The sequence below is a fragment of the Mycobacterium sp. 852014-52144_SCH5372336 genome (genome assembly GCF_001665615.1).
Taxonomy (GTDB): domain Bacteria; phylum Actinomycetota; class Actinomycetes; order Mycobacteriales; family Mycobacteriaceae; genus Mycobacterium; species Mycobacterium neumannii_A.
On sequence record NZ_LZSW01000010.1, the window covers coordinates 1 to 11777 of the forward strand.

Genomic DNA, 11777 nt, shown 5'->3' on the forward strand with positions numbered 1-11777 from the left:
CCGGCAGACTGTTCCTTCGGCATACCTGCATCCTCGTTTCCAAGGTCAGGAGCCTCCAACATTTCCAGGGCGATTCAATCGGCCCAAACCTGATCATTGAGGCGTACAGAAATATAACGGTCCAAGTAAGCTCGCTCGAAAGTCCGCACTGGGGTAGCGGACTGGTCTTGGACGAGGGACACATTCTCACTAACAAACACGTTGTCCGGAAGTTGAAAGGTCACCGGCTGCAGATCGTCTGCCCCGGATCAGCGGATTCTTCAATCCCACACAACTTTCGCCTTTTTGACGATCACCCAGATCTAGATGTTGCAATCATCCAGGTCTCTCCGCCAGCCTTGAAACCGACGCCTGGAATGGTCTTCCGCGACCCCGCTTGGGCGGATGAAGTCTTTGTACTTGGCTACCCACGCGTCTCGTGGATGGTAGACACTGGCCTCGTAATCCAGCGCGGAGAAGTGGTCAAGCCCCTCGCTGAGGTGCCAGCAGTGGTCCCAGACGACGCCGATCCCTGGGATCGGCCTGAACGAACAAAGGCGTTCCTATACTCGGCTATAGCCCGTCCCGGTAACAGCGGTGGACCGGTTGTTGCGCACGACGGCCGGGTGATCGGGATCGTTCACGAAAGTGCCCAACTAACGCCGTCTTTCGGGGTCGAGCCAACCGAGAGGGCCTTGACTCCTAACGCAACTCCGCGGTTTCCCACCCTGAACGCAGCATGGTCTGAGATTCTCGCGTTAGTCACTCGCTCACCCGGACCTAGAGGTACCGATTCGCGTCAGAATGGCGAGCACCCAACTGAACGGACCGAGCAGGCTGAGCCGTTCTACCGTGGCATACCGGCAAGCGAAATTCGACGCGCTTTGAAGTATTACCAGCTCGAACACCTGATGACATTCGAAGACCCGCTAAATCTCTAGCACCCTACACACGTGCAGCATTGCATCATTCATCTACATGGCGACTATTTGAACGCCCTTTCGATGAGGAACACCGCAGCCGAACTTGCCCGGATAATCCCAGCATATGGAAAGTCTGCTGAGACGCGTGGCCACCTAGTACGGGTTGCTTACTGCAACTGGTCGGCGCAATACGACCCGGCGCTCCGTGAAGCCGTCGCGGCGGATGACCCGTGGCAATTCACGATGCGCGACCCGAATCAAAAGGGATTGTCCGCGAACTGAACCGATCAACTCATAGCGCGTTCGTACATCGGCCGCAAGTGCTCGACGCTTACAGCAACAGCCTGGGGCAGCAAGTAGCGAACTTCCTCGTAGGACGAATTGTCTTGGCTCAGAACCGCTTCGATCTGGGCGGGCAGCAGATGGTATGCGGCATTCGCCACGATCACTCCGACGATCCCAAAGCCTGGTTTACCCAGCAGTAAGCGTCCCGCAGATTCGTCGAACATAACCGGGGCTCCGCTTGCGCCGCGAAGTGCCGGGAACGACAACTCCATGGCACCGTCACCCGCCGGTCCCAATGTGTCCTGAAGGTCCATTCTTCGCGTCATGTGGCCTAGCCGCGTAGCCGGATTGAAATTCATCGAAGTGCCTGTAACGACTGTGGTTCCGTACTCGTACGTCATCAGTGGACTGTTCTGGTACACGGGTTCATCGAATTCAACAGTCAACGGTCGCTCGGGCCTGTAGTCCGCGATCCGAAGCAGAGCGAGGTCGTGTGGCGAATCGCGTTCGATAACGGATGCCTCGAACATTCCGCGACCGAGGACCCCGATCCGCAAACTGTCCGGCGGCCAAGCACTGATCACATGGTCCGCCGTCAACAGTATTGAGCCGTCGCCCACGATCGAGCCGGTCCCGAGAAATTCGACCGGCGACTCTTTACCGACCGAGAACAACGGCACGATCGCGTCGCGAGGATTTAAGTCGCCGTCACTCACAGCACCACTGCCACGGTCATCGCCTCCGCGAAAGATGGTATTCGGTGACACACATGCCGTTGAGACGGCCTGCGAGGCGGAGCCACAAGCTTCAAACGGTGGGCGGCCCGGGCATTGCGATCGCGCACCGCCGTTCGAACAACGTCCAGGCGTGCTCGGTCAAGTAAAAGGCCGCCATGTAGTAGTTCCCAATGCGGACCAGTGATCCGCCAGCCTGAAACTCGGCTAGGCCGTCAGCAGGTACGGACTTCTGCACGGTTCCGGGCGTACCGAATAGCGGCCAAGGCTGCCCATGAGCTGCACCCGACCCGCCCTGCCACGCCAGCAACGTTTCGTCCACCTTCTTCTGTTCGGCGAACGCGCTCCACGCCGCGGATTCGATCATCTCGGTGGTGTTCAACTCGCTGCGATCGTCGTCCGCCTCGCGTATCGCTCTCAGCTCGCCTCGACGCTGTTCGACGAGCGCAGCGACCGCGTCGGTGCCGATGTGGGGTTCGTCAGACGAACCCTGCAGCTTGCGTAGAAAGTTTAGGTGGTACTTGTACAGATAGCTGGCCACCGTCCTACCGCGGCGCACGCGCTCCTGCCGGTCGTTAGGAGCCAGCACCCACGTCGCCTGGGCCGCGCCGACCAGTGCAGACCGACAAAGCGTCAAATGGGCAAGCGGAAACAGGTCACGAGCCTCAATATGGCTGCGGATCGCACTCAAGTGATCGCTCGCAGCGATTAACCCCGACCAAGCGACCGTGGATACGGGGAAGAAGGGCCAGCCCTCGGCATCTTCTGCAAGCGCGCTGTCCGGCAACGGCACATACGCGTTCTCGGTTCGCTTCTGCCATTCGCGCAAGATGTCGAACGTCGATGCAAGCACAGACAGCATGGCGCGCTCATCGGCGTTAAGCGTTGCTGACACATCACTCAGTGTGCCCGCAAAGACATGCGCTGGAGGCCAGCATCACTGCGAATCTCATCGTCGTCATCCGCGGTATAACGCTTGGTCATCGCGATCGACGCATGCTTGGCGGGTGACGGTGCTGGCACGATGCAAGACGCGCCCTGTACGGAGGCTCGCTCGCTGAGCCTGGTACCGCCGCAGTACGCCGGCCGGTCGCTGGCCCTCGCGAAGCCATGGATGCGCGGGTAGCGGCTTTCTCATGCGACAACTCTGCTGTTTTCACACGTCTGCGGCAATTAGCTGACCGATTCATGGCGGACGGCAAATCCGAAGCCTTTAGTCTCGGTGCCGTGGGGACGTTCAGCGATCTCATGGCGAAATTCGACGCAGACGATAATCGACAGCGAGGGAAGCAGTTCGAGTACGTCTGCCAGTGGTTTCTGACGAACGATCCTACCTACCAGCCGCTGCTACGGCGGGTGTGGCTGTGGGACGACTGGCCAGGCCGGACGGGCATAGACGCCGGCATCGATCTGGTCGCTGAGGACCGTGACGGCAAGTTGTGGGCGATCCAGGCCAAGGCGTACGCGCCGTCGCACAGGATCAGCAAGCGTGACGTGGACAAGTTCGTCGCCGAGTCCAGCCGGTCGAAGTTCACCCACCGCATGCTTATCGCCACAACCGACAAGCGCCATCACATCGCCACACGCTTGATGGATGACCTCGGAATCCCCTTCATCGGTCTAACTCAATTGCGCGATGCCGACGACTGCCTCGACTGGCCCAGCACCCCGGCTGCTTTGAGGCCGTCGAAGCCGCCGAAACCCAAAAAGCCCTGGGACTACCAGCGCACCGCCATCAACGACGTTGTGAAGTGCTTCAAGACCAGTGATCGCGGCCAACTCATCATGGCCTGTGGCACCGGCAAGACTCTGACCGCCTGGTTCATCACCGAAAGACTCAAGGCTCAACGTGCACTGGTCTTGGTGCCCTCGCTGTCGCTACTGAAGCAGACTATGCGGGAGTGGCAGACCGCCAATCCGAAGAACCCTTTCGCTGCGCTGCCTGTGTGCAGCGACGAGACTGTCGGCAGTCTCGGCGAAGACGCAGCGGTTTCGCACACCAGCGATATGGGTGTGCCGGTGACCACCGACCCAACAGTGATCGCAGACTTCCTAAGGAAGCGGTCAGGCTCACGCGTCGTGTTCTCCACCTATCAGTCCTCCCCACAGATCGCCGCAGCGTTCAGGCTGAGCCGGGTGCCACAATTCGATCTCGTCATCGCCGATGAAGCTCACCGCTGCGCCGGACCAGCGTCATCAGACTTCGCCACGGTCCTGGACCAAGAGAAAATCAGGGCGCGCAGGCGGCTGTTCATGACGGCGACGCCGCGCTACTTCACCGGGCGGATACTGCGCGAGGCGAAAGACGCGGACTACGAGATCGCCTCCATGGACGACCACACCCGATTCGGCGATCTGTTTCACCGGCTGAGTTTCAGTGAAGCCATCGACCGCAAATTGCTCACCGACTACCAAGTGGCCGTCATCGGCGTGGACGACGCCACTTATCTCGACTGGGCGAGGCGCGGCACCCTGGTGACCCCCGACGGCAAAAGAATCACCGACGCCCGCTCACTGGCCGGGCAGATCGGCCTGGCGAAGGCCATGCGAAAGTTCGACCTTCACCGGGTGATCAGCTTCCACAGCCGGGTCAAGGCCGCGCGGGAGTTCGCGGCGGCGATGCCTGCCGTACTGGACTGGATGCCCGCCCAGTATCGCCCCAAGGGCTCGCTGTCGTCGAAGTATGCCTCCGGTGAGATGTCCGCCGGCGAACGCGCCATCCTGATCCAACACCTCAAGAGACTCGATGACGGAGAACGAGGCTTGCTGGCCAACGCGCGATGTCTGGCCGAAGGCGTCGATGTCCCGGCCCTCGACGGTGTGGCCTTCATTGACCCGCGCCGCGCAGAGGTCGACATCGTGCAGGCGGTGGGCCGCGCCATCCGCAAATCCCAAACCAAAACGATCGGCACCGTCGTCATCCCCGTGTTCATCGACACTAAGGAAGATCCCCACGCAGCTCTGGACTCCTCGGCCTTCAAGCCGGTGTGGGATGTCATCCAGGCCCTCCGGGCGCACGACACCGAGCTCGGTGAGCAGCTCGACACCTTGCGACGGGAGATGGGCCGCAAGGGCAGTAGGCCCCAGCTCCCAAGCAAGATTCGCGTCGACGTGCCGGCCACTGTAGGCAAAGACTTTGTCAACGCCTTTCAGGTCCATGTGGTTGATGCGACTACCGCACCCTGGGAGTTCTGGTTCGGGCTGCTGGAGAGGTATGTCACCGAGCACGGTGAAGCATCTCCGCCGATCGCGTTTGCCGTTGGCGAGAACCGGCTTGGAGTCTGGGTAGCGAAGCAGCGATCACATCGCAACAGAGGAAACCTCTCAGATGAACGTCAACGGCGACTAGAGGAGTTGCCCGGTTGGACATGGAATCCGCGTGAAGACCTGTGGGAGGAAGGTTTCGCAAGACTTCAGGACTATGTAGCGAAGAGCGGTACTGCTCTCGTCCCGAAGGACGGCGCTATCAACGGCTTCCACGTCGGCGCATGGGTCACCACCCAGCGTTCCGCGTACAAGAAGGGTGACCTTCCTGCAGAGCGAATACAGCGACTAGAGGCACTGCCTGGCTGGACATGGAACACGAGAAACGACAAGTGGCCCTTCTGGTACGGGCAACTGAAGAAGTACGTCGCCGAACATGGCCACACGCGACTAGCCGCATTGGAGAAGTATGACGGACTCCGACTCGGACAGTGGGTAGCGCAACAGCGGTACCACCGCAATAAGGGCAACCTTGACCCTGCTCGCGTTCGCCTACTGGAGGAGTTCCCCGACTGGATCTGGGACGCCGTCACCGACCAGTGGGAGGAAGGATTTCGTCACCTTCAGGAGTACGTCCAGCAGCATGGTGACGCCCTCGTTTCGCAGTCATGTAGGTCTGCCGACGGCTACAAACTCGGGCAATGGGTCACCATCCAGCGCACGGTCTATCGTGACGGCGAGATGAGCGAGGATCGTCAGGCGCGGTTAGAGGCAATGCCCGCCTGGTCCTGGGATCCGCGCGACTCCCAATGGGAATACTGGTATTCCGCGCTTGAGGATCATGTTCGCGTCAACGGCAGCGCTCGCGTACCACGCTCCAATCGCCGCTCCGGCGAGGCCGATCAGTTGGCGAACTGGGTACAGACACAGCGGACCAGATACGCCAGAGGCTCTCTACGGCATGACCGCGCAACCCGTTTGGAGGCTTTGCCGGGGTGGGTGTGGGACCCCCACGTGGCCGCGTGGGAGGAGGGCTTCGCAAAGGTTCAGGAGTACGCCGCAGCTCACGGCGACTGCATCGTGCCGCACTCCTTCATGCAAGGCGAATACTGGCTCGGCAGTTGGGTTAACAACCAGCGAACGAATTACTCCAAGGGCTCCCTGAGGCCCGAGTACGTGAAGCGACTGGAGTCGCTGCCCGGCTGGGTCTGGGATGTCAACGAATCGAAGTGGGAGGAAGGCTTCCGACATCTCGTGGACTACATGAACCTCCACGACGGTGCCACACCCCCGCCAAGGTATCGACATGGTGACTACTCGCTGGGGGCCTGGGTAGGCACTCAACGCACCGCCTACAGGGCTGGAAGGCTGAGGGACGATCGGGCGCGCCGGCTGGCGTCGCTTTCCGGCTGGACCTGGGACTCGAAAGCCGACCAGTGGGAGCGGACCTACAAACTCCTCAAGCAGTATGCGGACCGCCATGGCACTGCTCGGGTTCCCAATCGCTACTCCGTCGACGGAGTCCAAGTCGGCTCGTGGATAGGCACGCAAAAAGCCGCCTACAGGAAGGGCACGTTGAGTCCCGAACGGCAACGCAGGTTGGAGAAGTTACCTGGGTGGACGTGGACCCTGTCGGAGGACGTTTGGGAGGAGCGGTACGCACTCCTTGAGGAGTTTGCCGCGCGTGAGGGTCACACACGAGTGCCGCAAAAGCATGTCGAACAGGGGATACGACTAGGACTCTGGGTCAGCGTTCAACGGCGCGATGCACTCGCTAACGGCATGCCCCCGGAACGACGCAAATGCCTGGAGGCGTTGCCCGGCTGGGCATGGGACGGTAGGGCGTCGAAGCCCAGGCGGTAGTTGATGAGCAGACTGCCTCCGGGGTGATTTCTGGCGCCTGACATACGTCGTGCTTCGCGTCGTCGGCGCGGGATCCGCCGCTCGACGCCAGCGTGCCCTCTTGCTTGCCAGGTGACGATACGGCAGGAGGCGACGCGCGCACTGTACGAGGGCTCACTCGCCGAGCCTGGCGACCGCAACCCGTATGCCGGCCGCTCCCTGAACCTCGCGAAGCTGTGGATGCGCGGGTATCGCCGAATGCTGCACGCCCGGATCTACACAGGGCCGGCGATGCAGACGTACCTCGCTGCGCGGGCGGCAGCGGAACAATCGTCGAGTTGACTCCGGCGCCAACCATGCCGACGTGTCGACGCTGGCCGGCCGCGTCATCGCGTGCGCTGTCGCCCTCGCAGGCACCCGATCACGACCAGCTCAGTAAGGACGTTAAGACGGCAGGATCAACCTTGGAGGGACGATTCAGACGGAACGATCTGCGTGTGCCGGAACCCATTTCGATCTAGAATTCGCCTCACAGTGGCCGCGGCAAGGTGATGGTTTACAACGGGCCCGATAATGACGTTGACTAGCGCATCGCGCTCGAACGGCAGTCTCACATAAGGTACGAAAACCTTCGTTTCATGCGGGCGGAACTGCACATCCACCGTCACTAGCTCGCCGGACGCCCAGGCTATGAAGGGTTGCCGCGCCAGGCTTCGCAGCGCCGCTTTCTGATTGAGGCTTTGCCCGCTGAAGTGTTCGGTGATCGTGATGCGGTGCTCCCGTTCATGTTCGAAATCCGAGTTCTTGACCAGGGGCAGCCGGTGGACCAAGGCATGGGTCTGCGAGATGCAATTGCCCACATTGCTGTCGAAACTCCCGCTGTCTGCTGCAATTCGTTCTACGGTGTCAATGAGCCCGTCGACGACCAGGTCGCGCGCGGCGTCGCCGTACCTGACTTTTTGCAGAAACGCGTTCCACTTGAGTTCGGTCTGTTGACCCGATTCGGGGCCGCCCGCGATGGTTGCCATGACGGGGCCGTCCAGCTGACCATCCGGGGCGCGGTTGTACTGGGGTACCTGGAGCGCCGAAATACGTTCGGAATCGAACCCGAGCGCGAAGCCGTGACCCATGGCGCCGTAATGGGTCCATTGGCTAATTCTGTCGGCGAGTTCGGTGAAGCACGCGACGAACATCGCGTCGTCGAACTGCATCAAATTCCTAGCGTTCATCAGCTTCAGCGCCTGAAGCTGCGCGCGATACGCGTCGCAAGCCTCGCTCGACTCGGCGACCAGCTTTTCGAGCCGCTTAACGAACGCCGCCCACGTGTACACCAGTTCCTGCGAGTCGTTCAAGTACCTGAAGTCGGTGGCCCACAGCGCCGCGTTCTCGACGACACCTCTGAATGCTTGGGAGTCCGTGTAGTGGTAGACGATGCCCATGTCATGAACCTAACGGGCCAGTCGGTCGGCACGCCCCATCATCGCGGCGTGTAGGTCAACGGCGGCTATGCTTCCGTGCACATGGGGGCGGAATGGTTGAACGCGGCGCTTCCGTACATCGGCGGCGGCGTCCTCGGCAGCGCCGTCATCTACGGACTGACGTGGGTCCGCGAGAACCGGCGCACCGTCGACGCGTACCGGGCCCCGCAACGGCAGGCGATCGGCGACATCGTCTCCGCGGCTCATGAGCTACAGCTGCGTGCCCTCAACTGGCGTCGCGTACTAACGGACCTGATCGACGAGATCCGGCAGGACCGCGCGGACAACCTGCCAGCGATCAGCGCCCAAATTCGCGAGACCGAAAGTGCGTACGCAGCGGCGCTGCTGGGGATGCGTCGCGCGTTCGACGTTGGCTCGTTGACCGTTATGGACGTTCGGTGCTGGCAGGAAATGGTCGTTGCAGCAGCGGCATTCTCGCGGTTCGACGACCGGCCCCAAATCCAGAGTGCCGACGATGCAGAGCAATTCGTCGCTCGGATGGAGGAGCACGCGCAGCAGCTGCGCGCCGCCGTGGCTGGCCTAGTGAGAACGGCAAATGAACGCGTCGCGCCGGTGGACAATCTCGGCAATCGGCGCCAACGTCGCATCGCACAGCGCCAGCTGGCCGAGTACCTACGTGGTGACGCCGATCAGACGCCGGAGGATCGACCAGACGTCTAGGGCGCACCCGCGGACATAGCCGCGGCCCGTATCTTCGTCGTCGTCGACCGCGGTGTACCGCTCCGTGGTCGTGATGCTGGGTTGGCCGAGCAGCTTTCTCGCCGTGCAGGCCACTGCGGACCGGACGTCAAGTTGACTACGGCGCCAACCAACCCGGCCGTGGCGCTATGTCCAGTGAGTCAGGATGAGTCGCCCATCTTCTGCAATCTCGACATACTCGCGGCCCATGACACGGACGGTGACGTTCTCGGAGACGGCTCTCGGGCCGTCGTGCATGCCCTTCGGCCACGAAAGCATTGGGGTCCAGAACAACGCCGGTAACCACCACGCCGCTAGGGACGGCCCCATCTGGTCGTCATGGCTAAGGCCCCGTGACGTAATCCCGACGACGTGACCGTTGACATCGATCACTGCGCCGCCACTCATCCCGCCTAGCGTGCCACTGAGCACCTCGATCGTCGGATAGGGCGCCAGAACGGAATCGTGTATTGGATAGCTGAATTGCCCTGCGGCCCCTTGCGATACGTACATCGAACCGATGAGCGGAACGGGATCGTCCACCGAATCGGCGTCCACAGGTTCATCGTCGAATCGGAAGCCGACGACGGTGAGACGGTCGCCTGGAGGCGGGATGCGTGTCGTGAGCGGAATCGTGGCGAAATCGCCGTCAGCGGGCATGTCGGACACCAGACTCAGCGAGAGCAATATTAGATCGCTCCCATTCGAAAGACCTTCCATCGAGTAGCAATGCCAACCCGCAACCGTGCCGTCACCACGTACACCCATGCAAAGCACTACTGCCTCGCCGGCCGCGAGCGCATCCCGATGATCGTCGACCACATGCATGGCCGAAAGCGCCAGGCCCAGGCCAATCATGACGGCGGTTCCCTCGACTTTGTAGGTGTCGCCGTATCCGACGCACACAGCGAGCAGCGCCCCGTCGAAGTACTCGTAATTCTCGACCGTAAGCGGCGCAGCGTCGGCCTCCACTGGCGCGATGTTCAGCGACGAACACGTGAATTTCTTTCCGTGTGCCGGCGCTGCGAGTGGGTCAGTGATGATGGAGAACCTATGGTCAGCCATCAAACGAGTCTAATCTTGGGGGCCCCGCTCACCTCAGGTCCAGAACTGTCGCGGCGACGTCGAGCGCCTGCGCCACACCAGCGGGGTCGACGCAACGAAGACCGCAGCCGGCGGTCACCGCGGCGGCACGACGGCGCAGCGAACCGACCGGATTGGCCGCTGTGCAGGCGTCGAACGACACCGGGGCGGCGACCAGTCGAGCGTCCACCCACGCAAGGCCGGCAAGCGCACTCTCGACGTGCAGAGCGCCGGTTCTGGTCCGCAGTCAGTCCGCAGCAGATTTAGCGGCAGCCGTCATTAGCCAACACAGCCAACGCTGTGACCAGCATGGTTCTGACGGAGCCAACACAGCAAACGGTGCAAACGCCCAGATAACAGAATCCGGCTTACAGGCCAACTCATCCGCCCCTGGCCGTCCGCAGTGCGTCCGCGGTCCGAGCGAATGTCGACGGGAAGACCAGCTAACCTGCTCCATCGCGGGCCGGGGTGCGGTGTGCCAGCCGCCGCGACACCGGCAAAAGGACCAGCAAGCTGACGATGGCCACGACCACGACCATGACAACCACGCTGGGGTCGGTGAAGCTTTGTCCGCCGACTACCAGTGCTGCGGCGATGTTGCGTTGGGCGGTGCCCAATGCCAGCACGGGTCGGGTGCCGGCAGCCGGCCCGCCCAATGCCCAGCCGGTCCCGTAGCCGATCGCAATGAAGAGCAGTCCAGCCAGGATGGCGCGGGTGCCGAACACTGAGAGCACGTTGTGGAAGTTGACCACCACCAGCAACACCACCACGGCTATCAGCCCGAGGCTGGACAGCCGTTCGCACCAGGGTCTGACCACGGCGGCGGCACGGGGCAGTTTGGCGTTGACCGCGAGCGCAACGGCCAGCGGCAGCAGCATCAACACGAGCAGGGAGCGGGCAATCTGTCCCGAGTTCACCGAGACGCCTGGCAGGAGCAGGGGCAGCACCAGCGGGAGGTAGGCGACGGTGATGACCATGAGCACCACCATCAGCGCGACGCCGTAGGCGAGATCACCCCTGGCGATCTGGGCCAGTTTGGGTAGGAATGGTGCCCCCGCGGCGGCGCCGAGCAACAACAGACCCACCCCGAAGGATTCATCGAGGCTCAGCCCTTTTGCCAGGAGCACCGCGACGGCGGGCATGAGTAGGAAATTGGCCAGCAGCGAGAGGCTCACGAGGCGCAGGTTGCGCAGCGGAGCGACGATCTCACCGATCTTGAGGCCCAAACCCATCGCAATCATGCTCGACACGACGAAGATCAGGGTGGCGATCGGCACGGCGTGCTGCAGGACGGCCATCATGGCGCTGACCTCGATTCTGAGGGCGAACCGTGCGCTATTCGTCGGGTAAGTGTTCTCCCAAACATTCGGTCCGCCTTCATGATCGGACGCCTACCGCGAGGATCAAGACTGCGGCTGCACCCGCACTGTACTCAGGCTGCGGTGTCTCTCAATGCGTTTCCGCTGTCCGGGTGCGATCGCCGGCAATCGGGCTGGCGCGATTGTTTGACATTGCAACAGAGGCCACGCCAGTTCGGCCGGGCGAACAGC

At 61.9% G+C, this 11777-nt stretch carries 10 protein-coding genes; 4 read left to right on the forward strand and 6 right to left on the reverse strand.

What is annotated here, in order from left to right; all coding sequences use genetic code 11:
• Nucleotides 1–920 (forward strand): serine protease (locus A5759_RS25445; RefSeq protein ID WP_156616770.1); only part of this gene is annotated, 920 nt, incomplete at its 5' end.
• A gap of 269 nt (nucleotides 921–1189) precedes the next feature.
• Here the strand turns inward: A5759_RS25445 and A5759_RS01425 are convergent.
• Both A5759_RS01425 and A5759_RS01430 read right to left on the reverse strand, forming a co-directional pair.
• On the reverse strand, nucleotides 1190–1903 hold the full coding sequence (locus A5759_RS01425) for a serine protease (protein ID WP_068192989.1): 714 nt from the start codon (nucleotides 1901–1903) through the stop codon (nucleotides 1190–1192).
• A 91-nt stretch (nucleotides 1904–1994) separates the two neighbouring features.
• Complete coding sequence (locus A5759_RS01430) at nucleotides 1995–2774, reverse strand: hypothetical protein (protein WP_156616771.1); 780 nt, start codon at nucleotides 2772–2774, stop codon at nucleotides 1995–1997.
• Nucleotides 2775–3109: 335 nt separating this feature from the next.
• Between A5759_RS01430 and A5759_RS01435 the strand changes: the two genes are divergently transcribed.
• Nucleotides 3110–6988 carry a DEAD/DEAH box helicase gene (locus A5759_RS01435; RefSeq protein WP_068192996.1) on the forward strand — a complete coding sequence of 1293 codons (3879 nt, stop codon included), beginning with the start codon at nucleotides 3110–3112 and terminating at the stop codon, nucleotides 6986–6988.
• A gap of 111 nt (nucleotides 6989–7099) precedes the next feature.
• Nucleotides 7100–7309: a hypothetical protein gene (locus tag A5759_RS01440; RefSeq protein ID WP_068192998.1), complete on the forward strand. Its 210-nt coding sequence runs from the start codon at nucleotides 7100–7102 to the stop codon at nucleotides 7307–7309.
• A 116-nt stretch (nucleotides 7310–7425) separates the two neighbouring features.
• Here the strand turns inward: A5759_RS01440 and A5759_RS01445 are convergent, their stop codons facing one another.
• Nucleotides 7426–8406 (reverse strand): DUF2971 domain-containing protein, encoded by a 981-nt coding sequence (locus A5759_RS01445; RefSeq protein WP_068193002.1) that lies wholly within the window; start codon nucleotides 8404–8406, stop codon nucleotides 7426–7428.
• 81 nt (nucleotides 8407–8487) lie between these two features.
• Here A5759_RS01445 and A5759_RS01450 point away from each other — a divergent pair, with 81 nt between their 5' ends.
• Entirely contained in the window at nucleotides 8488–9126 is a 639-nt protein-coding gene (locus A5759_RS01450; RefSeq protein WP_068193005.1) for a hypothetical protein, read from the forward strand.
• Nucleotides 9127–9291: 165 nt separating this feature from the next.
• Here the strand turns inward: A5759_RS01450 and A5759_RS01455 are convergent, their stop codons facing one another.
• The 3 genes from A5759_RS01455 to A5759_RS01465 all read right to left on the reverse strand — a co-directional run bounded on the left by A5759_RS01455 (nucleotide 9292) and on the right by A5759_RS01465 (nucleotide 11528).
• Nucleotides 9292–10209, reverse strand: coding sequence for a trypsin-like peptidase domain-containing protein (locus A5759_RS01455; RefSeq protein WP_082961910.1), 918 nt, complete (start codon nucleotides 10207–10209; stop codon nucleotides 9292–9294).
• 28 nt (nucleotides 10210–10237) lie between these two features.
• Entirely contained in the window at nucleotides 10238–10417 is a 180-nt protein-coding gene (locus tag A5759_RS01460) for a hypothetical protein (protein ID WP_231984498.1), read from the reverse strand.
• 253 nt (nucleotides 10418–10670) lie between these two features.
• Nucleotides 10671–11528 (reverse strand): bile acid:sodium symporter family protein, encoded by an 858-nt coding sequence (locus A5759_RS01465; RefSeq protein WP_068193012.1) that lies wholly within the window; start codon nucleotides 11526–11528, stop codon nucleotides 10671–10673.
• Nucleotides 11529–11777 lie beyond the last annotated feature (249 nt).

Bases quoted from the DNA above. Each gene is read 5' to 3' on its own strand.
- A5759_RS01435 (WP_068192996.1), top strand. From the start codon at position 3,110: ATGGCGGACGGCAAATCCGAAGCCTTTAGTCTCGGTGCCGTGGGGACG.
- A5759_RS01445 (WP_068193002.1), bottom strand. From the start codon at position 8,406: ATGGGCATCGTCTACCACTACACGGACTCCCAAGCATTCAGAGGTGTC.
- A5759_RS01450 (WP_068193005.1), top strand. From the start codon at position 8,488: ATGGGGGCGGAATGGTTGAACGCGGCGCTTCCGTACATCGGCGGCGGC.
- A5759_RS01455 (WP_082961910.1), bottom strand. From the start codon at position 10,209: ATGGCTGACCATAGGTTCTCCATCATCACTGACCCACTCGCAGCGCCG.
- A5759_RS01465 (WP_068193012.1), bottom strand. From the start codon at position 11,528: ATGATGGCCGTCCTGCAGCACGCCGTGCCGATCGCCACCCTGATCTTC.